Genomic DNA, 21,538 nt, shown 5'->3' on the forward strand with positions numbered 1-21,538 from the left:
GACCCCCGTCGGCGTCTGCGACCATGGACGGGTGACTGAGACCGGGAGCGACACCACCACGACTGAGCCGGCGGAGACCTTCTACCAGCAGGTCGGCGGCGAGGAGACCTTCCGGCGGCTGGTGCACCTCTTCTACCGCGGCGTCGCCGGGGACGAGTTGCTCCGCCCGATGTACCCGGAGGACGACCTCGGGCCCGCCGAGGAGCGCTTCGCCCTGTTCCTGATCCAGTACTGGGGCGGCCCGCGCACCTACAGCGAGCGCCGCGGCCACCCGCGCCTGCGGATGCGGCACGCCCCGTTCCAGGTCGACCGGGCCGCGCACGACGCCTGGCTGAAGCACATGCGCGCCGCCCTGGACGAACTCGCCCTGCCCGCCGAGGCCGACCGCGAGCTGTGGAACTACATGACGTACGCGGCCGCCTCGATGATCAACACCGCGGGCTGAGCGGCACTCCTCGCAAGCGGCCCGGGCTCAGCGCAGCGGGCTGAGGCCGAGGCCCGCGCCCGGTGCGGCGGCGGTGCGCAGCGCGACCGAGCCGGCCGGGGCATCCAGCCGGAGCCAGGCGCCGGCCCGGTGCGCGCTCAACGGCTGCCCCGGGCGCAGGAATCCGATCGCGTGCGCGGCGTGCGCGGCCCGCAGCGGCAGGCCGTCGACGGCGGCCAGCGGCCGGGACCAGATCTCGTCGGCGAGGGCGTCGACCACCTGCCGGGTGCGGTGCTGGTCCGGCACCTCGGCGGTGCGGGCCTTGAACTCCTCGACGGCGGCGAGCACTTCCCGCAGCACCGCGTCGACCGGGGGGCTGCCGAGCGGCTGCCAGCCGGAGCGCGGCGGCAGCAGACCGGCCCAGGCCGGCCCGGTGACCGGGGCGGGCAGGCCGAGCGCGGCGCCCGGTTCGTCCACCGACTCCAGCAACTGCCCGGCGGAGACGGTCAGATCGGCGGGTGCGGCGAGCGCCGCCAGCCGCGCGGTGCGCACCGCGAGAACCGCGGAGCCGCCGAGCGGCAGCCGCCCGAACACCGCCAGCACGCCGCCGCCCGCGGCCCCGGTCCCGGAACCGGACCCGGCCTCGGCTCCGGACCCGGCTCCGGCCCCCGGCACGGCCTGCAGTCGGACCGCCGCCGCCCGGTCGAACCGGAGCAGTCGGCCCAGGAAGGCGGCCAGGTCGGCGGCCTCCCCCTGGTCGGCGAGGTCGAGGCGGGTCTGCGCGGTCACCGGGTTCAGCTCGTTTCGTCCGTGCGGCGGCGGGTGCGGCGGGCGGGTGCGGCGGGCGTGGGCGCCCTGACGGGGTATCAGGCGGCGCAGCCGGCGGGCTGCTCGTCCGCGCCGACCGGCTGCTCGTCCATGAAGCGGGAGAGGAACTCGCGCTCCACCGGGCTGATCCGGCGCGGCCGGGCCTCGGCGAGGTTGTAGGGGACGACCACGGTGGAGGCGGTGACGTAGACCGTCTCGGTGCCGTCCGCGGCGACGTCCTTGATCTCGTAGGAGACGGTCAGCGAGGCGCCGCCGATCTTCGTCACCCAGGTCTCGATGGTGACCGGCTCGGGGCGGTGCACCAGCGGGCGCTTGTAGTCGATCTCGTGGCGCGCCACCACCGACCCGCCCGCGAACTCCCCGGCGCCGGCCTCGGCGGCCCGGGTGAACATGAAGTCGATCCGGGCCTCCTCCAGGTAGCGGAGGAAGACCACGTTGTTGACGTGGCCGAAGGCGTCCATGTCGGACCACCGCAGGGGGCAGGCGTAGATGTGGCGTGCCACGGTGTTCTCCTCGAATTCTTCGTACCCGTAGTCGGCCCACGGGCGGCGGCCCGGCAGTCCGCCCGAGGGGCAGCCTGCCGGGCCGGCGTTGCGACCGGGTGTCAGCCGCGGGTCAGCTTCTTGTAGGTCGCGCGGTGCGGGCGGGCCGCGTCCGCGCCCAGGCGCTCGACCTTGTTCTTCTCGTAGGACTCGAAGTTGCCCTCGAACCAGAACCACTTGCTGTCGCCCTCGTAGGCGAGGATGTGGGTGGCCACCCGGTCCAGGAACCAGCGGTCGTGGGAGATGACCACGGCGCAGCCGGGGAACTCCAGCAGGGCGTTCTCCAGCGAGGAGAGCGTCTCGACGTCGAGGTCGTTGGTCGGCTCGTCGAGGAGCAGCAGGTTGCCGCCCTGCTTGAGGGTGAGCGCCAGGTTGAGGCGGTTGCGCTCACCGCCGGAGAGCACGCCGGCCGGCTTCTGCTGGTCCGGGCCCTTGAAGCCGAACGCGGACACGTAGGCCCGGGACGGCATCTCGACCTGGCCGACGTTGATCCAGTCGAGGCCGTCGGAGACGACCTCCCACAGGGTCTTCTTCGGGTCGATGTTGGAGCGGGTCTGGTCGACGTAGCTGATCTTGACGGTCTCGCCGACCTTGACCGTGCCGCTGTCCGGGGTCTCCAGGTCCTGGAGCATCTTGAACAGCGTGGTCTTGCCGGCGCCGTTGGGGCCGATCACGCCGACGATGCCGTTGCGCGGCAGGGTGAAGCTGAGGTCGTCGATCAGGATCTTGTCGCCGAAGGCCTTGTTGAGCTTGTCGACCTCGATGACGACGCTGCCCAGGCGCGGGCCCGGCGGGATCTGGATCTCCTCGAAGTCCAGCTTCCGCATCTTGTCGGCCTCGGCCGCCATCTCCTCGTACCGGGCGAGGCGGGCCTTGGACTTGGCCTGGCGGCCCTTGGCGTTGGAGCGGACCCACTCCAGCTCTTCCTTGAGCCGCTTGGCGCGCTTGGCGTCCTTCTGGCCCTCGACCTTGAGACGGGTCTGCTTGGTCTCCAGGTAGGTGGAGTAGTTGCCCTCGTACGGGTAGGCGCGGCCGCGGTCGAGCTCCAGGATCCACTGGGCGACGTTGTCCAGGAAGTACCGGTCGTGGGTGACGGCGACGACGGTGCCGGGGTACTTCTCCAGGTGCTGCTCCAGCCAGTTCACCGACTCGGCGTCCAGGTGGTTGGTGGGCTCGTCGAGCAGCAGCAGGTCGGGCTGCTCCAGCAGCAGCTTGCAGAGCGCGACACGGCGCTTCTCACCACCGGAGAGCTTGGTGACCGGCCAGTCGCCGGGGGGGCAGCCCAGCGCGTCCATGGCCTGCTCCAGCTGGGCCTCCAGGTCCCACGCGTTGGCGTGGTCCAGGTCCTCCTGGAGCTTGCCCATCTCGTCGAGCAGCGCGTCCGAGTAGTCGGTCGCCATCAGTTCGGCGATCTCGTTGAACCGGTCGAGCTTGGCCTTGGTCTCCTTGACGCCGTCCTCGACGTTCTCCAGGACCGTCTTGGTCTCGTCCAGCGGCGGCTCCTGCTGGAGCATGCCGACGGTGAAGCCCGGTGAGAGGAAGGCGTCGCCGTTGGAGGGCTGGTCGAGGCCCGCCATCATCCGCAGCACGGTCGACTTGCCGGCGCCGTTGGGGCCGACGACGCCGATCTTCGCCCCGGGGAGGAAGCTGAGCGTCACGTCGTCAAGGATGACCTTGTCGCCGTGTGCCTTGCGCACCTTGCGCATGGTGTAGATGTATTCCGCCACGTTGAGATCGCTCCGGCGTCGTCGTGAGTAATCGGCTTGCAGCCTTCCATTGTGCCGTAAGGCCGGGGCCGCCCCGAACGCCTTTCGGCCCGGCCGGCGGCCGCGCGGGCCGCCGGCTGCGGGCGGCCCGGTACGCGAACGGCCCCGCCCCCGGGAAGCGGGAGCGGGGCCGCCCCCTCCCCGGCGGGCTCGCCGGGGAGGGCTCAGCGCGTCAGGAGGTGCGGCTGTGCCGGCCGCGGCGGCGCAGGCGGTAGACCGCGGCCGCACCGGCGATCACCAACGCACCGGCCACGGCGGCGGTGGTGCCGGTGCCCATGCCGCCACCGGTGGAGGCCAGCTCGGGGCCGCTCGGGCTGGGCGACGGGGTGACCGGCGGCAGGGTGTTGCTGTCGGTCTTGCAGTTCAGCACGCCACTGAAGGTCTGCGAGAAGCCGCCGGGGCCGGTGACGGTGAACTTGTAGGCGGTGTCCTCGGCGACCGGCAGGGTGACGTCCTGGGTCTCGCCGGGCTTGACCGTGACGTCCTTGCCGCCGACGTTGAACGTCCAGTCCTGGTCGCCCTTGTTGGTGGCGGTGATCACGACCGCGCCCTTGGCGCAGTCGACCTTGGCGGTGGCGGCCGGGATCGGGCCCTTGGGCGCCCAGGCGAGGGTGGCGAGGGCGTTGACCTTGACCTTGTCGGTGCCGGCCAGGATCAGGGTCTGGCTGTGCCTGCCGTTGTCGTCGCCGACGAAGGCCCGGCCGAGGTTGATGGTGGCGGTGGCGGTGGCGGTGACGCTCGCGGTGCCGGCGGCCGCACCGGCCGGAACCTTGGCGAACAGCTGGTCGCCGCTCTTGGCGTTCTTGACCGCGGCGCCGTTCTTGTCGACGAGGGTGATGCCCGCGTCGGCGCCCTTCTTGTCCAGGGCGACGGTGACGTTGTCGGCGGTGCCGCCCGCGGTGACGGTGATCGGGCCGAGCAGGTCGCCGCTCTTGCCGGCCACCGAGGCGGGGTCGAGGGCGAGCGAGGGCTTGGGCTCCTCGGCGCCGCCCTTGGCGTCGGCCTGGGCGATCAGCCAGTCGATGAGCTTCTTGGTCCGCGCGTTGTCGTCGACCTGGCGGAGCACGATGGTCGGGTCGGAGTAGTGCCAGATCGCGAGCTGGGTGGCGGCCGCGGCGTCGTCCTTGGTGAGGCCCTCGATGCCGGCGGCCTTGCCGAGCGCACTCTCGTCGAGGTGCGGGAAGGAGTTCTCCAGCAGCCACTGGATCTTCGGACCGGCCTTGGCCTTGACCTTCGCCGCCTGGCCCAGCGAGGTCGAGGCCCAGTCGGTCTCGTGGTAGGTCGCGTCCTTGAGCGTCTCGTTGAGCACGTCGATGCAGTACACCTGGAGGACGGTCTCGGTGCCGATCACCTTCAGCTTGAACTGGCCGGCGGTGACCGGAATCCAGTCGCCGGGGCGGGCGGTGGACTGCTGCTCGAACTTCTCGCCGTACTCGACCAGGCGATGGTCGTCGTTGTAGGACAGCTTCGCCGTGACACCCGAGGAGGGGTCGGCCGCCGCCGCGGTACCGGACACGGCCAGGCCCGAACCCACAGCGAGACCCGACGCGAGCATGACAGCTGCTATGCGGGAGACGACCCGCCCTTGCTTGTGGAACATGTGCGATCCCTCCGGGCGGCGACGTGCCAGCGGCAACCCGCCCCCTGCAAAGCGGCACTCCCTGCGGCGCCGCTGCACGTGTGTGGACCAGATGCATCCTATTGACGCGATCCGGCCACCCGGCGGCCGTAGCAAATCAGGACGACATTGTGGCTGTTCTGTTATCAAGGAGCGGTCCACGCTGGGAAGTTGATGTGTCGACATAAAGCCACGGGACGGCTCCGCGGCAATCAGGATTGCACTCCGCGGCTCAGGAAGTGCCCGGAATCCGTCAGTTCAGCACCTCCTCCGCCGCACCCGAACCGCCCGGCCCGGCAGCCCCGGTGGCCCCGGCCCCCGATCCGACCCCGGCCCCGGCCTCCGTGGCGACGGCCGCCTCCGCCCGGTGCCGGGCCACCGCCGCCACGATCCACTCCGGAACCGCCTCCTCCACCAGGCGCACCGCCCGCGCCCCGCCCGCCCCGGCGCGCTCCCCGGCGCGGACGGCGCCCGGCAGCCGGTCGGCGGGCGAACCACCCTGCGGCGGAGGGGACTTGGCCTCCACCGCACGCCGGAAGAGACTGGTGCCGCGGGACAGGTCGTGGCCGACCGAGCGGGCCTCCACCTCCACCTCGACCCGGCGGGCGCCCTCCTCGCCCCACTCGCGCACCCGCAGCCGCCCGTTCACCAGCACCGGATCGCCCTTGCTGATCGAGCCGACCAGGTTCACCGCGAGCCGGCGCCAGGCCACCACCGTCACCCAGGTCGTCTCGCCGTCCGACCAGTCGCCGCGCTCCCGGTCGTAGCGGCGCTCCTTCGCCGCGAGCCGGAAGTTCGCCACCGACACCCCGCCCGCCGTCTCCCGGTACGTCACGTCCGACGCCGCATTTCCGACCATCGTCACCAGGGCCTCGTCCATTTCCGCTCCTCCGCTCCCGGACCCGCCCCGCACACCCTCCGAGCACTCCCGGAGCGCCCGACGGACGGATCTCGATTCGCCGACGGAATTTCCGCCGCGGAATGATCCTGCCCGGCCCGGAATGCCCGCACCAGCGCCTTCCGAAGCCCTGTGGAAAACCCCGCCCTGTGGAAAAACCGGATAACTCGCCCGAGTGAATTCCGGTTGATTTCCGGTCGGAACCCGCCCCTTTGGACGGCGTGTCCACGACAAGAACCCCCAGGCCGGGGCCCCGCCGCCGCCCCGGCGGGCCGCCGCGACGATCGTTCGGACACCCACCCCGGACGCCCCATTGACCGCCCCGGCCGGCCGCCCCGGACACCCCCGGCGGACACCTCGGCACCACCGCCGAAACCCCGAACGGGTGGCGAAGCACTCGCCCCGTCCATGTCATCCGACCGGTGGAACCCCGGAAATCGCCCCCCACCCGCCGGACGTCCCGGGCGATTGCCCGCACCGAATCCATAACGGGTCGGCCGACAGCCCCGTAACGACTGCACAACGTCCGGCTCCGATACCCCGCAGACCGCTGCGGACCGCGACGCTACCTGCGATTATCGGACCGCCCCACGGGGCTCGACACACCGCGGCCCGGGCTCCGAAGTCCGGGGGGCGGAACTGAACACCCGTATCCTGTCCCGGAACATCCCGTCCCGGCCCAGGCCCGGCAAGCGGGCCGACGGACACCACCCCGGCCCCCATAGCTCAGCGGATAGAGCACCCGCCTTCTAAGCGGTAGGTCGCAGGTTCGAATCCTGCTGGGGGCGCACACCGGCGCCGACCGGGCGCGATCGCCCCGCGCCACCGCTCCCCCGGCGCCCGCGGACCGACCGCCTTCCGAAAACCACCGCCCGCCCGGCCCCGCGCCGTACACCCGGCCCCGCACCGAACCCCCGCCCCACCGAGCCTCCCGCCCCCTACCGCCCACCGGCCGCCAGGTCCGCCAGGAAGGCGTCCAGCAGTGCGCGCTGCCGCTCGGGCGGGTACTCCTCGGGGGCCAGCAGCGCCTGGACGATCAGCCCGAGGGTGAAGGACTGGGCCCGCGCGGCCAGGTCTGCGGGCGCCTCGCCGGCCGGGAGCTCGCCGAGTTCCTGCGCCTCGGCGCAGAGTTCGGCCATCCGCCGCCGGGAGCGGCGGTAGCGCTCGGCGTGCTCGGCGGCGAGTTCGGGGTCGGCGAGCGCCGGACCCCAGGAGCCGACCCAGATCCGGTTCCCGGCAGCGGCCTCGGCGTCCAGCGGCAGGTTGTCGAGCAGCGCGGCCCGCAGCACGGCGAGGCCGCGGGAAGTGGCGGCGGCCTCGGTCGCGGGCCGGTGCCGTTCGGCGGTCTGCCGGTCGAGGACCTCCAGCGCGTGCGCCACCAGAGCCCGCTTGTTCGGGAAGTAGTGGGTGAGCAGTCCGGTGCTGGCGCCGAGCTCGGCGGCGACCGCGCGCAGGGTCAGGCCCCCGAAGCCGCGGGCGGCGAGCACCCGCCGGACCGCCTCGGAGACCTCGCGCCGACGGGCCTCGTGATCGCCGCGTGCGGGTGGTGTCATGCGCGCTAGAGTACCTACCAAACGTTTGTTATGTATGTCGGACAGGTACGCCGAACAGGTACGCCGGACAGGCATGTCGGAGGGAATCACCATGTATGCCGTCGCGCTCGCCGAGGACGCCGAACTCCGCCCGCTGGAGCCGTGGCAGGCCCAGGAGTTCCTGGAGCACATCGACCGGGGCCGGGCCGGCATCGACCCGTTCATCCCGTGGGCGACCCGCACCACGGACCTCGAATCGGCCCGCGCCACCCTGCAGTTGTTCGCCGACAAGCAGTGCAGCGACAGCGGCCGGCTGTACGGGATCTGGCTGGACGGCACCCTGGTCGGCGGCGTGATGTTCGTGAACTTCGACGCCAAGGGCGGGGTCTGCGAGATCGGCGTCTGGTCGGAGCCGGCCGGCCAGGGCCGCGGCCTGGTCACCACCGCGGTGCGCCACCTGCTGGACTACGCGCTGATCGAGCGCGGCCTGTACCGCGCCGAGTGGTGGAACTCCACGGTGAACGTGCGCAGCCGGGCCACCGCCCGGCGGGTCGGCATGCAGCACGACGGCACCCTGCGCGGCTACACCGAGCACCTCGGCGAGCGGCTGGACCTGGAGATCTGGTCGATGCTCGCCCCGGAGTGGAAGGCCGCCCGCGCCACCGCCTGACCCCGTGACTCCCCACCCCTCCGTTTGATCCTGCTCACATGGTGCCCGCCGGTCGGCCTGTGGAAGGCTGACGGTCCGTCCGCCGTCCGTCCGGAGGCCCCGATGACCGCTGCTCCCGCCCTCGACCGCCCCGGCCCGGGGGACGTCGAACTGCCCGCCGGCGCGGCGGGCCTGCGCTGCTGGGTGGCCCGGGACGGGGTGGCGACGCTGCTGCTGGACCGGCCAGAGCGGCGCAACGCGGTGACGGGCGCGATGTGGCGGGCGCTGCCGGGGCTGCTGGCGGAGCTGGCGGCCCGCCCGGAGGTCCGGGTGCTGCTGCTGACCGGCGCGGCGGGGACGTTCTCGGCGGGCGCGGACATCGCCGAACTGGCCGGGGTGTACGGCGATCCGGCGTCGGCGGACGCGTACCACGCGCAGAACGTGGCGGCGGAGGAGGCGCTGGCGGCCTTCCCGCGCCCGACGGTGGCGGTGGTGCGGGGCGCCTGCGTGGGCGGCGGCTGCCAGTTGGCGGTGGCCTGCGACCTGCGGCTGGCCGCCGCGGGCGCCCGGTTCGGGATCACCCCGGCGAAGCTGGGCGTGGTCTACCCGGCGGTGCCGACGGTCCGGCTGGCGGCGCTGGTCGGCCCGGCCCGGGCCAAGTACCTGCTGTTCTCGGGCGAGTTGCTGCCGGCCGACCGGGCGGAGCGGTACGGCCTGGTGGAGGAGGTGCTGCCGGACGCCGAACTTCCCGGCCGGGCGCGGGAGTTCGCCCGGCTGCTGGCCCGCCGCTCGCCGCAGACCCTGGGCGCCGCCAAGGCCGCGCTGTCCGGCCCGGCGGAGGCGGCGGCCGGCGCGCTGGCCCCGTGGGAGCGGGCCTCGCGCACCGCCCCGGACGTCCGCGAGGGCCTGGCCGCGTTCCTGGAGCGCCGCGAACCGGACTTCCCCGCCGCTCCGGCTCCCCGCGGGTAGGAGCCCGACGGCGGCGGCTGCACTGGTGGGTACCGCCGCCGCCGGGCCGTTCGGTGGGCCGACGGAGGGTCAGCGGATCGGGGCCCCGGAGATGGCGCGGGCGATCACCAGGCGCTGGATCTCGCTGGTGCCCTCGAAGACGGTGTAGATGGCGCTGTCGCGGTGCATCCGCTCGACGGGGTACTCGCGGGTGAAGCCGTTGCCGCCGAGGATCTGCATGGCCTGCGCGGTGACGAACTTGGCGGTCTCACCGGCGTACAGCTTGGACATCGAGCCCTCGGCGCTGGTGAACGGCTGGTTGTTGACGGCCATCCAGGAGGCCCGCCAGACCAGCAGCCGGGCCGCGTCGATCCGGGTCTTCATGTCGGCGAGCTGGAACGCGACGCCCTGGTTCTCGATGATCGGCTTGCCGAACTGGACCCGGGTCTTGGCGTAGTCGAGGGCGACCTCGTAGGCGGCCCGGGCGATGCCGATGGCCTGGGCGCCGACGGCGGGGCGGGAGGCTTCGAAGGTGGCCATCGCGGCGTTCTTGCCGCCGCCCTTGGTGCCCTCGCGGGCCCGGGCGAGGCGGGCGTCGAGCTTCTCCTTGCCGCCGAGCAGGCAGTGGCCGGGGATCCGGACGCCGTCGAGGACGACCTCGGCGGTGTGCGAGGCGCGGATGCCGTGCTTCTTGAACTTCTGGCCCTGGCTGAGGCCCCGGGTGCCGGGCGGGATCACGAAGGACGCCTGGCCGCGCGAGCCGAGCTCGGGGTCGACGGTGGCGACCACCACGTGGACGTGGGCGATGCCGCCGTTGGTGGCCCAGGTCTTGGTGCCGTTGATCACCCACTCGTCCTTGGCCTCGTCGTAGACGGCGCGGGTGCGCAGCGCGGAGACGTCGGAGCCGGCGTCGGGCTCGGAGGAGCAGAACGCGGCGACCTTGACGTCGTCGGGGGTGCCGAACATCTGCGGGGCCCAGGTGCCGATCTGCTCCTCGGTGCCGTTGGCGAGCACGGCGACGGCGGCCAGCGTGGTGCCGGTGATGGCGAGCGCGATGCCGGCGTCGCCCCAGAACAGCTCCTCCATGGCGATCGGGATGCCGACGCCGGAGGGGTCGAAGAACTGCTGGGCGTAGAAGTCGAGCGAGTAGATGCCGAGCTTGGCGGCTTCCTGGATGATCGGCCAGGGGGTCTCCTCGCGCTCGTCCCACTCCGCGGCGGCGGGGCGGATGACGTCGGCGGCGAAGCCGTGCAGCCAGTCGCGGACGGCGATCTGGTCCGGCCCGGGGTCGAGCGAGAAGGTGGTCATGTCGGCCTCCAGGAGACGGGGTGCGGTCCGGAGGGTCCGCGCCACTGCGCTGTTACCTCCGGTAACATGGCCGCGAGTCTGCTACCGATAGGTAACCGCTGTCAACGTCCGCCGAGCCGCCGGCCCCCGCCCGCACCAGGAGCAGCGCATGACCACCGAACCCCGCCCCGAACCCCGCCGCGAACAGCTGCTCAACGCCGCCGACCGGGTCGTCCAGCGCGAGGGCCCGGGCGCCAGCATGAACGCGATCGCCGCCGAGGCGGGCATCACCAAGCCCATCCTGTACCGGCACTTCGGCGACCGGAACGGCCTGATCGGCGCCCTGACGGAGCGTCACACCAGCGGCCTGCTGGCCGCCGTCCGGGCCGCGCTCAACGAGCCGCTGGAGCGCCGCGACCGGGTCGAGCACGTGCTGGACGTCTACCTGGCCGCGATCGAGTCCCGCCCGCAGGTGTACCGGCTGCTCACCCACCCCGAGCCCGGCGACCCGACCGGGGCGGGCAACGCGCTGGCGCCCGCGCTGCGGCAGATCGCCGAGGAGATCACCCGCGCCATCCAGCAGCAGATCGACCTCGGCCAGGAAGGACCGCTGCTCTCCGAGACCTGGGGGCGCTCGATCACCGGCATGGTGCTGGCGGCCGGCGACTGGTGGCTGGAGACCCGCCCCTGCCCGCGCGCCCGGATGGTGCAGGCGCTCGCCGACCTGCTCTGGGGCCGGCTGTCCGCCGCCGCCGACCTCCCGCCGATGCTGGCCGCCCCGGAGTCCTGAACTCCCCGCCCCCGCAGCAAACATGAGCCTGTCTCACCTCTTGTGCGGCGGGTGCGCCTCCGGGAGGATCGGCGCACCCCGCCCCCACCCGCCGCCGTGAGGTGCCCCGTGCCCGTGCCGCCCGTGCCCGTGCCGCCCGTGCCCGTCCCCGCGCGCGTCCGCCGCTCCGCCACCGCCGTCCGCCGCTCCGCCACCGCCCTGCTGCTCGCCGTCGCCGCCGTCCTCGGCACCGCCGCCTCACCCGCCGCCGCCTCGCCCGCCGCCGACCGCGGCCGACCCGACAGCCGGCCGGACGTCCGGTTCGACGCCCGCGAGGTCTCCGCCCGCACCCTCGCCGACGGCCGCACCGTCCTCACCGACCACCGCGGCCGCCCCCTCGACCTGCGCGGCTTCAACCTCGACAAGTACGACGAGACCACCGAGGCCGACCTGCGCGACCTGGCCGACCACGGCTTCGGCCTGATCCGGATCGCCGTCTCCTGGGCCCGGCTGGAGCCCGCCCGCGGCCGCTACGACCGGGCCCAGTTCGCCCGGCTGCGCCAACTCCTCGACTGGGCCGCGAAGTACCGCCTGTACGCGGTCGTCGACTTCCACCAGGACGTCTACGGCCAGTACTTCACCGGCGGCACCGGCGGCGCCCCCGCCTGGGCCACCCGGGACGACGGCCTGCCCTTCACCCCGGACCCGGACGACTGGTTCGCCGGCTACTTCCAGCCCTCCGTGCAGGCCGCCTTCCGCCACCTGTACGACGACCCCGACCTGCGGCGCGCCCAGTCCGACCTGTACAGCGCGGTCGCCCGCGAACTGCGCGGCGAGCGCGCCCTGCTCGGCTACGACCTGTTCAACGAGCCCTTCGGGCCCGTCCACGGCGACCCCGCCGACCCAGCGGTCCTCGCCGCCGCCTCCGCCGAACTCGAACAGGGCCGGCTCGCCGCCATGTACCGCCGCCTGATCACCGCCGTCCGGCAGTCCGACCGCGACGCCTGGCTGTTCGTCGAACCGACCGTCCTGGTCGGCCAGGGCGTCCCGACCGCGCTCCCCGCCTTCACCGATCCCCGGCCCGGCCCCGACCGCCTCGGCTACGCCCCGCACTTCTACGACACCGCCGTCGAGGCCGGCCGGGACTGGGACCCCGCCGGCGGCTTCGTCGAGGACTACACCGCCGCCATCACCGCCTACCCCCGCGCCCACCACCTGCCCGTCCTGGTCGGCGAATGGGGCCCGCCCTCCGCCGCCACCCCGGGCAACGCCGAACTGATCCGCCGCCAGGTCGCCGCCATGCGGACCTTCGCCACCGCCTGGACCATGTGGTACTGGTGCCGCGGCACCGGCGGCTACTGCGCCCTCACCCCGGACGGCCGTCCGGCCCCGGGCTACGGCCCCGTCTTCACCGGGAACTGACCTGCCGTCACCACCCCGGCCCCACGAGGTCCCCGCGCCCCACCAGGGGCGCGGGGAACCGCGCGAGCACTCCGCAGCACCCTCGGGCGCTACTCCAGCCCGCGCCGCACCAGCAGGGGCTCGATCGAAGGCTCCCGCCCGAGCACCGCGCGCACGCACTCCAGCGCGTCCCGGCTCCCGCCCCGCGACAGCAGCTCCGCCCGGAACAGCTCGCCGCTCTCCCGCACCGGACGCCCGTTGGAGCCGAACCACTCCACCGTCTCGGCGTCCAGCACCTCGGACCAGATGTACGCGTAGTACCCGGCGCTGTACCCGTTCGAGAAGACGTGGTTGAAGTACCCGGTGCGGTACCGCGGCGGCACCGCCGCGACCGCGACGCCCGCCTCCGCGAGCACCCGCGCCTCGAACTCCTCGGCGTCCCCGACCGGTTCCGCCCCGGCCGGCAGCGTGTGCCAGGCCCAGTCGAGCAGGGCCGCGGCCAGGTACTCGACGGTGCGGAAGCCCTGCCCGTAGTTCTCGGCGGCGAGCATCCGCTCCACCACCCCGGTGTCCAGCGGCTCGCCGGTGACGTGGTGGCGGGCGTAGTGGGCCAGCACCTCGGGCCGGACCATCCACATCTCGTTGACCTGGGACGGGAACTCGACGAAGTCCCGGGGGACCTCGGTGCCCGCGAACGACGGGTACCGCACGTCCGAGAACAGCCCGTGCAGGGCGTGCCCGAACTCGTGGAACAGGGTGCGCACCTCGTCCCAGCTGAGCAGCGCGGGCTCGCCGGCCGCCGGGTGCGCGATGTTGAGGTTGTTGACGACCACCGGGCGGGTCCCCAGCAGCCTTGACTGCGGGACCAGTTCGTTCATCCAGGCGCCGCCGCACTTGGACTCGCGGGCGAAGAAGTCGCCGATGAACAGGCCCAGCGCGGAGCCGTCCGCGTCGAACACCTCGAACACCCGGGCGTCCGGGTGGTACGCCGTCAGCTCGGGGCGCTCCTCGAAGCGGAGGCCGTAGGCGAGGTTCGCCGCGTAGAACACGCCGTCCCGCAGCACCCGCTCCAGTTCGAAGTAGGGGCGCAGCGCCGCGGTGTCCACGTCGTAGCGCTCGGCCCGCACCTTCTCGGCGTAGAACGCCCAGTCGTGCGCGGCGAGTTCGGTCACCCCGTCGGCGGCCGCGGCGGCGGCCAGGTCGGCGGCCTCCCGCTGGGCGTTGGCGACGGCGGGCCCGACCAGGCGGCCCAGCATCGCGCCGACCGCCTCGACGGTGCCGGCGGTCTCGTCGGCGACCACGTACGCGGCGTGCGTGGGGTGGCCGAGCAGGGCGGCGCGTTCGGCGCGCAGCGCGGCCATCCGGGCGGCGAGCGGGCCGTTGGTGTCCAGGCCGCGGCGGAGCGAGGCGGTGAGCAGGCGCTCGCGCAGGGCGCGGTCGGTGAGGTGCGCGAGTTCGCTCTGGTTGGAGAAGTTCTTCAGGCTGAGCACCCACTGCCCGCCTTGGCCGAGCGCGCGGGCGTTCTCGGCGGCGTTGGCGACCGCGGCGGCGGGCAGGCCGTCGAGCGCGGCGGCGCTGTCCACGGCGACCGCGCCGGCCAGCGAGGCCTCGTGGGTGTTCTTGCGGAACGCGGCGCCGTCGGCGGCCAGTTGCGTGTTGATCTCGCGCAGCCGCCGCTGGCCGTCGGCGTCGAGCCGGGCCCCGGCCCGGACGAACGCGGTGTGCCGGCGCTCCAGCAGGCGCAGCGACTCGGCGTCCAGGCCGAGTTCGTGCCGCCGCGCGTGCAGGGCGTCGAGCCGGGCGAACAGGGCCGGGTCGAGGTGGACGGCGTCGTGGTGCGCGGCCAGCAGGGGGCTGATCTCCGCGTCCAGTCGCTGGATGCCTGGGGTGGTGTCGGAGGAGTCCTGGTTGAAGAAGGCCGCGGACACCCGGCGCAGCACCGCCCCCGAACGCTCCAGCGCCACCACGGTGTTGTCGAAGGTCGGCGGCTCGGGGTCGGCGGCGATCGCCGCGACCTCCGCGAGCTGCTCGGCCATGCCCTGCTCGAACGCGGGACGGTAGTGCTCTTCCCGGATCTCGGCGAAGGGCGGGAGCTCGTACACCAGGGTGCTGGGCGAGAAGAAGGGGTTGTCGCTCATGACGGGGAGATTACGGGCCGCCGGGCCGTGGCGGAACACCGTCAGGCCGATCCGCCGGTCGGCGTCCCCACCGGCCCGGCGCCGCGCCGTCCGGGCCCGTTGTCGGTGCGAGCGGCTAACGTCGACGGGTCCGCGCCCCGTGCAGGCGCCGGACGTCCCGTGCACGCACCGACCGAGAGGGGAGCCGCCCGTGCGCTACGCCCTGGTGCCCGATCCGCACGGCCCGGGCGGCCGCCTGCAGCCGCTCGGCGAGGACGGCGCGCCGCTCGGCCCGCCCGAGCCCGCGCCCCGGCTGGCCAAGGCCGTCGCCGCGGTGGAGGCCGCGCACGCCCCGCGCTGGGTCTGGCCGACGGCCGACACCGCGTACGGGCCACTGCTGGGCCGGTTGCCGGAACGGCTCGCCCGCTGCCACGACCTGCGGCTGACCGAGGCCCTGCTGCTGGGCCGGGAGGGCCGGCTGGGGGCGCCGCGCTCGCTCGGCGCGGCCTGGGCCCGGCTGCGCGGCCTGCCGGTGCCGGCCGACCTGCCGGAGGGCGCGCTGCCCGACGAGGACGGCCTGTTCGCCCCGGACCGGCTCCAACTCCCGCCCGGCACCGATGCGTTGGAGGCCACCGTGGCCGTCCACGCGGAGCAGCTGCGACGGCTCGCGGCGATCGGGGACGCGGCGGCCCGGGCCCGGCTGCGGCTGCTGGTCGCGGCCGAGTCGGCGGGCGCCCTGCTGGCCTGCGAGATGGCGCACGACGGCCTGCCCTGGCGCACCGACGTGCACGACGCGCTGCTCACCGAACTCCTCGGCCCGCGCCCGGCCATCGCCGGCACCCAGCCGGCCCGGCTCGCCGAACTCGCCGTGGAGGTCCAGCGGGCGCTCGGCTCCCGGCCGTTCAACCCGGACTCGCACACCCAGGTGATCAAGGCGTTCGCGGACCGCGGCATCCAGCTCTCCTCCACCCGCTCCTGGGAGCTGAAGTCCGTCGACCACCCGGCGGCGGCCCTGATGGTCCGTTACAAGGAACTGTCCCGGCTGCACGCCGCGCACGGCTGGGCCTGGCAGTCCGCCTGGGTGCGCGGCGGCCGGTTCCGCCCCGAGTACGTGGTCGGCGGCGTGGTGACGGGCCGCTGGGCCTCCCGCGGCGGCGGCGCCCTGCAGATCCCGCGCACCCTGCGCGGCGCGGTGGTCGCCGACCCGGGCTGGCTGCTGGTGGTCGCGGACGCCGCCCAGCTGGAGCCCCGGGTGCTGGCCGCCCTGTCCGGCGACACCGGGCTGGCCCGCACCGCCGACGGCGGCGACCTGTACGCGGCGCTCGCCGCGTCCGCGTTCCACGGCGACCGGGAGAAGGCCAAGCTCGGCCTGCTCGGCGCGATGTACGGCCAGACCGGCGGCGGCATCGGCCCGCTGCTGAACACGCTGCGCCGCCGCTACCCGGCCGCGATGGGCTACGTCGAGGCCGCGGCCCGCACCGGCGAGGACGGCGGCGTCGTCACCTCCCGCCTGGGCCGGGTCTGCCCGCCGCCGTCCGCGGACTGGCTGGACCTCACCGAGACCCCGGAGTCCGGCGAGGCGGGCGGCCGCTCGGCCCGCGCCCGCGGCCGGTTCACCCGCAACTTCGTCATCCAGGGCAGCGGCGCGGACTGGGCGCTGGCCCTGCTCGCCGCGCTGCGCCGCCGGCTGTCCGCGCTGCGCTCCGGCCCGGACCGGCCGCACCTGGTGTTCTTCCAGCACGACGAGGTGATGGTGCACACCCCGGCCGACCTGGCCGACGCGGTGACGGCCGCCGTCGCCGAGGCCGCCGAGGAGGCGACCGCCCTGGTCTTCGGCACCACCCCGGTCCGCTTCCCCCTCACCACCGCCGTCGTCGACTGCTACGCCGACGCCAAATGACCCACCCGCTAGGCTCGCCCCGTCGCCGGACCGGCCCATCCCCCGGCCCGGCGACACCCCCTCACACCGCCTCCGGCCTGCTCACCAGCAGCAGCAGCGCGTCGTCCCCCAGCGCGCCCCCCGCGTGCCCCAGCAGGTCCCCGTACAGCCGCCCCACCGCGGCGTCGAGCTCCGCCAGGGAGCGCCAGCCGTCGTGGACCAGCGGCCCGGCCCGGTCGGCGAGGGGGTAGAACTCCCCGCCGGGCCCGCCCTTCGCCTCGACCACGCCGTCCGTGCACAGCACCAGCACGTCCTGCGGGCCGAACGGCACGGTCACGGGGCAGGGCTCGCCGGGGGCGAGGTGGCCGAGGCCCAACGGCAGCCAGGGGTCGGCGGCCTCCAGGTTCTCGGTGCGGCCGTCGGCCCCGACCCTGATCGGCGGGACGTGCCCGAGGTGCAGCAGCTCGATCCGCCCGGGTTCGCGGAACTCGGCGAACAGCGCGGTGGTGAACTCCCCGTCGGGGACGTGCCGGTGCATGCTGGCCTCGATCCGGGCCGCGACGGCGGAGAGCCGCGGTTCGTCGTAGGCGGCCTCCCGGAACGCGCCGAGCACCACCGCGGCGGTCTGCACCGCGCCCAGCCCCTTGCCCCGGACGTCGCCGACCAGGACCCGGGTGCCGTGCGGGGTGTCGAGCACGGAGTACAGGTCGCCGCCGATCCGGGCCGCGTCCGCCGCGGACACGTACCGGGCGGCGAGCCGCAGCGGCCCGACCACGGGTTCGGGCTGGCGCAGCAGCGCCCGCTGGGCGGCCTCCGCGACCGAGCTGACGGCCGCGAAGGCCGCGGCTCGTCGCATCCGCAGTTCGGCGACCCAGGCGCTGAACGCGGTGACGGCGACGTAGCTGACCATCGCGCCGTACAGGAAGCGGCTGTCGTTGAAGTCGGCGACCTCGTCGTGGTAGCTGAGGCCGAGCAGCGCGATCAGGCCGAGCAGGCAGACCAGCAGGAGTTCGCGGGGCCGCAGGGTGAGGGCGGCGATCGACGGGACGACGACCATCAGCGGGGCGAGGTAGCGCTCCTGCCCGGCGACGTAGTCGGCGAGGCCGACGCCGAGCACGGCGAGCAGCGCGGGGGCGGCCCGGCGCAGGAACGAGAGGTCCTGGAGGTCGGCGGCGAGCAGTGCGTTCCGGCGCCGGTCCGGTGCCAGTTCGCGGCTCCCGGTGTCCGGTCCGCGGTCCCGGCGTCGAAGGTGCACCTTCCGAACATATCGGACCTTCGACGGCCCTGCTCCGTCCGGGCGAAACGGTGCGAAACCGGGATGGACCACCCTCGGTGCCGTTGGGGTTCGCGGCCCGGCGCGGACTACCCTCGGGAACCGGACGGCGGGACGGGTCCGCCGGAGCGCCCCCACCCCGCTGCCGAAATACCCCGTGGGGGTATGGTGTTACGGGTCGGTACAGCACGAGCGCGTTCCCGGAGGTCCCCGATGTCCAGCACCGTCACCTACACCGTCAGCGGCATGAGCTGCGGCCACTGCGAGAAGGCGATCAGCGGCGAGGTCTCCGCGCTCCCCGGCGTCACCTCGGTCGCCGCCGACGCGAAGGCCGGCACCGTCACGGTGACCGCCGAGCCGCAGCTCAGCGACGAGCAGGTCGCGGCCGCCATCGACGAGGCCGGCTACGAACTGGTCGGCCGCGCCGCCTGAGCCGTCCGTCCCCATGCGCAGGCCCCCGGAAGCACGCCGACAGGAGCGGACGAGCCGATGAGCACCACCACCGATCCCGCCGCCCCGGCGGGTCCGCGCGAGCGGGTCGAGCTCTCGATCGGCGGGATGACCTGCGCGTCCTGCGCCGCCCGGATCGAGAAGAAGCTCAACCGGATGGACGGCGTCGAGGCCAGCGTCAACTTCGCCACCGAGAAGGCCCGGGTGGACTTCGGCCCCGGCGTCGCCGTCGCCGACCTGATCGCCACCGTGGAGCGGACCGGCTACACCGCCGAGCTGCCGCCCCCGCCGGCCGCGCCCGAGCCCGCCGCCGAACCGGGCGCCGCCCCGGACCCGCTGCGCGAGCGGCTGCTGATCAGCGCGGCGCTCGCCCTGCCGGTGGTGCTGCTCTCGATGGTCCCGGCCCTGCAGTTCGACAACTGGCAGTGGCTGGCCTTCGCGCTCACCGGCCCGGTCGTGGTGTACGGCGGGTGGCCGTTCCACAAGGCCGCCTGGACCAACGCGCGGCACGGCGCCGCGACCATGGACACCCTGGTCTCGCTCGGCACCCTGGCCGCGTTCGGCTGGTCGGTCTGGGCACTGTTCTTCGGCCACGCGGGCATGCCCGGGATGCGGCACTCCTTCCGCCTCACCGCCGGCGCCGCCGACGCCTCCTCCGCGCTGTACCTGGAGACCGCGGCCGCCGTCACCGTGCTGATCCTGCTGGGCCGCTGGCTGGAGGCCCGCTCCAAGCGCCGGGCCGGCGCGGCCCTGCACGCCCTGCTCGACCTCGGCGCCAAGGAGGTGACGGTCCTTCAGCAGGGCCGCGAGGTCCGGCTGCCGGTGGCCCGACTCACCGTCGGGGACCGGTTCGTGGTGCGTCCCGGGGAGAAGATCGCCACCGACGGCCTGGTGGTCGAGGGCAGTTCGGCCGTGGACGCCTCGATGCTGACCGGCGAGTCGGTCCCCGTCGAGGTCGCGGTCGGCGACGCCGTGACGGGCGCGACGGTGAACGCGGGCGGCCGGCTGGTGGTCGAGGCGACCCGGGTCGGCGCCGACACCCGACTCGCCCGGATGGCCGAGCTGGTGGAGCAGGCGCAGAACGGCAAGGCCGCCGCGCAGCGCCTGGCCGACCGGGTCTCCGCCGTGTTCGTGCCCGCCGTGGTCCTGATCGCCCTGGGCACCCTGGTCGGCCAACTGCTGGCCACCGACAGCCCCACCGAGGCGTTCACAGCGGCCGTCGCGGTGCTGATCATCGCCTGCCCGTGCGCCCTCGGCCTGGCCACCCCCACCGCCCTGATGGTCGGCACCGGACGCGGCGCCCAGCTCGGCATCCTGATCAAGGGCCCCGAAGTCCTGGAGAACACCCGCAAGGCCGACACCGTGGTGCTGGACAAGACCGGCACCGTCACCACCGGCCGGATGGCACTGCTCGCCGTCCACACCACCGACGGCACCACCGAGGACCAGGCCCTGCGGCTGGCCGGTGCCCTGGAACACGCCTCCGAACACCCGATCGCCCGCGCCGTCGCGGACGCCGCCGCCGAACGCCTCGGCCCGCTGCCCGCCGTCACGGACTTCCGCAACGTCCCCGGCCTGGGCGTGCAGGGCGTCGTCGACGGGCACGCCGTGGTCGCCGGACGCGAGGCACTGCTCGCCGACGCCGCCCTCCCCGCGGCTCTCGCCACCGCCAAGGCCGCGGCCGAACACGCCGGGCGGACCGCGATCGCGGTCGGCTGGGACGGCGCCGCCCGGGCCGTCCTGGAGGTCGCCGACGCGGTGAAGCCCACCAGCGCCGAGGCGATCGCCGAACTGCGGGCGCTGGGCCTGCGGCCGGTGCTGCTGACGGGCGACAACCGGCTGGTCGCGGAGTCGGTGGCGGCCGAGGTCGGCATCCCCGCCGAGGACGTGATCGCCGAGGTGCTGCCGGAGGACAAGGTCGCCACCGTCCGCCGCCTCCAGGCCGAGGGCCGCACCGTCGCCATGGTCGGCGACGGCGTCAACGACGCCGCCGCGCTCGCCCAGGCCGACCTGGGCCTGGCCATCGGCACCGGCACCGACGCCGCCATCGAGGCCGCCGACCTCACCCTGGTCCGCGGCGACCTGCGCTCCGCCGCCGATGCGATCCGACTCTCCCGCCGCACCCTGGCCACCATCAAGGGCAACCTGTTCTGGGCCTTCGCCTACAACGTCGCCGCGATCCCGCTCGCCGCCGCCGGGCTGCTCAACCCGATGATCGCGGGCGCGACGATGGCCTTCTCCTCGGTCTTCGTGCTGACCAACAGCCTGCGGCTGCGCACCTTCCAGGCCCGCTGAGCGCCCGCCGAGCGCCCGCCGACCCGCCGTCAGCGGCCGAGCAGCTCGCCGCCGTTGCAGTGCAGGATCTCGCCGGTGATGAACCCGGCCTCGGCCGAGGCGAGGAAGCACACGGCGGCGGCGACCTCGCCGGACTCGCCGATCCGGCCGAGCAGCGTCCGGGCGGCCCGGCGGGACACCTCGGCGTCGTCCAGCCGCGGCCCGAAGAACTCGGTGCCGGAGACGGTGCCGGGCGCCACGATGTTCGCGGTGATCCCGGACGGGCCGAGCTGGGCGGCCAGGAAGTGGTTCCAGGCGTGCAGCGAGGCCTTCGCGGCCCCGTAGGAGCCGGCGCCGCGCAGCGCGGCGATCGAGGAGACGGTGACCACCCGGCCGGAACCGGGGGTGAGCCGGTCCCGGATCGACTCGGTGAGCAGCACGGCGGTCAGCACGTTGCGCTCGAAGTCGCCGCGCCAGCGCGCCAGTACGGCGTGCGGGCCGGCGCCGATCACGGTCTCCCGGCTGCCCGCGTTGTTGACCAGCACGTCGATCCGGGCGGGCAGGGCGTCCAGCGCGGCCTCGACGGCGTCCGGGTCGGCCAGGTCGCACACCAGCGGGGTGACATTGGGGCCGATCTCCTCGGCGGCCCGGTCCAGCACACCGGGGCGGCGCCCGACGATCACCACCCGCTCGCCGGCCTCGGCGAAGCGCCGGGCCACCTCCAGCCCGATGCCGGTGCCCCCACCGGTGACGACGACGTTCCTGGCCACTGCGCGCTCCTCCCTGACCGTTCGCCGCGCCGCGGGTGGCAGGCGGTCCGTACCGGATTGCCACGATTCCTATCACGCTGGGTTGCGAGGACTGCGGGGTGGGTGACGCCGCC

General features: G+C 74.3%; 18 protein-coding genes and 1 tRNA gene. 9 read left to right on the forward strand and 10 right to left on the reverse strand.

Annotated features, from left to right (window positions below; all coding sequences use genetic code 11):
- Positions 1 to 31 precede the first annotated feature (31 nt).
- Entirely contained in the window at positions 32 to 445 is a 414-nt protein-coding gene (locus ACIOHG_RS16280; protein ID WP_400950539.1) for a globin, read from the forward strand.
- 27 nt (positions 446 to 472) lie between these two features.
- Here ACIOHG_RS16280 and ACIOHG_RS16285 read toward each other — a convergent pair whose 3' ends face one another.
- The 5 genes from ACIOHG_RS16285 to ACIOHG_RS16305 all read right to left on the reverse strand — a co-directional run bounded on the left by ACIOHG_RS16285 (position 473) and on the right by ACIOHG_RS16305 (position 6,058).
- Positions 473 to 1,213, reverse strand: coding sequence for a hypothetical protein (locus ACIOHG_RS16285; protein ID WP_400950540.1), 741 nt, complete (start codon positions 1,211 to 1,213; stop codon positions 473 to 475).
- 77 nt (positions 1,214 to 1,290) lie between these two features.
- The gene (locus tag ACIOHG_RS16290) at positions 1,291 to 1,755 is read right to left on the reverse strand and encodes an acyl-CoA thioesterase (protein ID WP_400950543.1); all 465 of its coding nucleotides are present in this window, start codon (positions 1,753 to 1,755) and stop codon (positions 1,291 to 1,293) included.
- Between the two features lie 101 nt (positions 1,756 to 1,856).
- Positions 1,857 to 3,521 (reverse strand): energy-dependent translational throttle protein EttA, encoded by a 1,665-nt coding sequence (gene ettA / locus ACIOHG_RS16295; RefSeq protein WP_400950545.1) that lies wholly within the window; start codon positions 3,519 to 3,521, stop codon positions 1,857 to 1,859.
- A 211-nt stretch (positions 3,522 to 3,732) separates the two neighbouring features.
- Positions 3,733 to 5,160, reverse strand: coding sequence for a Cys-Gln thioester bond-forming surface protein (locus ACIOHG_RS16300; protein WP_400950548.1), 1,428 nt, complete (start codon positions 5,158 to 5,160; stop codon positions 3,733 to 3,735).
- 271 nt (positions 5,161 to 5,431) lie between these two features.
- On the reverse strand, positions 5,432 to 6,058 hold the full coding sequence (locus ACIOHG_RS16305; RefSeq protein WP_400950550.1) for a single-stranded DNA-binding protein: 627 nt from the start codon (positions 6,056 to 6,058) through the stop codon (positions 5,432 to 5,434).
- 733 nt (positions 6,059 to 6,791) lie between these two features.
- Here ACIOHG_RS16305 and ACIOHG_RS16310 point away from each other — a divergent pair.
- A tRNA-Arg gene (locus tag ACIOHG_RS16310) sits at positions 6,792 to 6,864 on the forward strand.
- A 150-nt stretch (positions 6,865 to 7,014) separates the two neighbouring features.
- On the opposite strand, the gene ACIOHG_RS16315 is transcribed toward ACIOHG_RS16310, so the two are convergent.
- Entirely contained in the window at positions 7,015 to 7,629 is a 615-nt protein-coding gene (locus ACIOHG_RS16315) for a TetR/AcrR family transcriptional regulator (RefSeq protein WP_400950553.1), read from the reverse strand.
- 91 nt (positions 7,630 to 7,720) lie between these two features.
- Between ACIOHG_RS16315 and ACIOHG_RS16320 the strand changes: the two genes are divergently transcribed.
- On the forward strand, positions 7,721 to 8,278 hold the full coding sequence (locus ACIOHG_RS16320) for a GNAT family N-acetyltransferase (RefSeq protein ID WP_400950620.1): 558 nt from the start codon (positions 7,721 to 7,723) through the stop codon (positions 8,276 to 8,278).
- Between the two features lie 102 nt (positions 8,279 to 8,380).
- Positions 8,381 to 9,226, forward strand: coding sequence for an enoyl-CoA hydratase/isomerase family protein (locus ACIOHG_RS16325; RefSeq protein WP_400950556.1), 846 nt, complete (start codon positions 8,381 to 8,383; stop codon positions 9,224 to 9,226).
- Positions 9,227 to 9,295: 69 nt separating this feature from the next.
- Here ACIOHG_RS16325 and ACIOHG_RS16330 read toward each other — a convergent pair whose 3' ends face one another.
- The gene (locus tag ACIOHG_RS16330; RefSeq protein WP_400950558.1) at positions 9,296 to 10,513 is read right to left on the reverse strand and encodes an acyl-CoA dehydrogenase family protein; all 1,218 of its coding nucleotides are present in this window, start codon (positions 10,511 to 10,513) and stop codon (positions 9,296 to 9,298) included.
- A 148-nt stretch (positions 10,514 to 10,661) separates the two neighbouring features.
- Here ACIOHG_RS16330 and ACIOHG_RS16335 point away from each other — a divergent pair, with 148 nt between their 5' ends.
- Together ACIOHG_RS16335 and ACIOHG_RS16340 are read left to right on the forward strand one after the other, a co-directional pair.
- A complete protein-coding gene (locus ACIOHG_RS16335) occupies positions 10,662 to 11,282 on the forward strand; it encodes a TetR family transcriptional regulator (RefSeq protein ID WP_400950561.1) in 621 nt (206 codons plus the stop codon).
- 114 nt (positions 11,283 to 11,396) lie between these two features.
- Positions 11,397 to 12,683, forward strand: coding sequence for a glycoside hydrolase family 5 protein (locus ACIOHG_RS16340; RefSeq protein ID WP_400950564.1), 1,287 nt, complete (start codon positions 11,397 to 11,399; stop codon positions 12,681 to 12,683).
- Between the two features lie 89 nt (positions 12,684 to 12,772).
- Here the strand turns inward: ACIOHG_RS16340 and ACIOHG_RS16345 are convergent, their stop codons facing one another.
- Complete coding sequence (locus tag ACIOHG_RS16345) at positions 12,773 to 14,800, reverse strand: M3 family metallopeptidase (RefSeq protein WP_400950566.1); 2,028 nt, start codon at positions 14,798 to 14,800, stop codon at positions 12,773 to 12,775.
- Positions 14,801 to 14,990: 190 nt separating this feature from the next.
- Here ACIOHG_RS16345 and ACIOHG_RS16350 point away from each other — a divergent pair, with 190 nt between their 5' ends.
- A complete protein-coding gene (locus ACIOHG_RS16350; protein ID WP_400950569.1) occupies positions 14,991 to 16,679 on the forward strand; it encodes a bifunctional 3'-5' exonuclease/DNA polymerase in 1,689 nt (562 codons plus the stop codon).
- Positions 16,680 to 16,740: 61 nt separating this feature from the next.
- Here the strand turns inward: ACIOHG_RS16350 and ACIOHG_RS16355 are convergent, their stop codons facing one another.
- A complete protein-coding gene (locus ACIOHG_RS16355) occupies positions 16,741 to 17,913 on the reverse strand; it encodes a PP2C family protein-serine/threonine phosphatase (RefSeq protein WP_400950571.1) in 1,173 nt (390 codons plus the stop codon).
- A gap of 183 nt (positions 17,914 to 18,096) precedes the next feature.
- Between ACIOHG_RS16355 and ACIOHG_RS16360 the strand changes: the two genes are divergently transcribed.
- Together ACIOHG_RS16360 and ACIOHG_RS16365 are read left to right on the forward strand one after the other, a co-directional pair.
- Complete coding sequence (locus ACIOHG_RS16360) at positions 18,097 to 18,363, forward strand: heavy-metal-associated domain-containing protein (protein ID WP_400950574.1); 267 nt, start codon at positions 18,097 to 18,099, stop codon at positions 18,361 to 18,363.
- A 57-nt stretch (positions 18,364 to 18,420) separates the two neighbouring features.
- A complete protein-coding gene (locus ACIOHG_RS16365; RefSeq protein WP_400950576.1) occupies positions 18,421 to 20,676 on the forward strand; it encodes a heavy metal translocating P-type ATPase in 2,256 nt (751 codons plus the stop codon).
- Positions 20,677 to 20,705: 29 nt separating this feature from the next.
- On the opposite strand, the gene ACIOHG_RS16370 is transcribed toward ACIOHG_RS16365, so the two are convergent.
- On the reverse strand, positions 20,706 to 21,425 hold the full coding sequence (locus ACIOHG_RS16370; protein WP_400950579.1) for an SDR family NAD(P)-dependent oxidoreductase: 720 nt from the start codon (positions 21,423 to 21,425) through the stop codon (positions 20,706 to 20,708).
- Positions 21,426 to 21,538: the final 113 nt, after the last annotated feature.

The sequence above is a fragment of the Kitasatospora sp. NPDC088134 genome, assembly GCF_044741705.1.
Taxonomy (GTDB): Bacteria; Actinomycetota; Actinomycetes; order Streptomycetales; family Streptomycetaceae; genus Kitasatospora.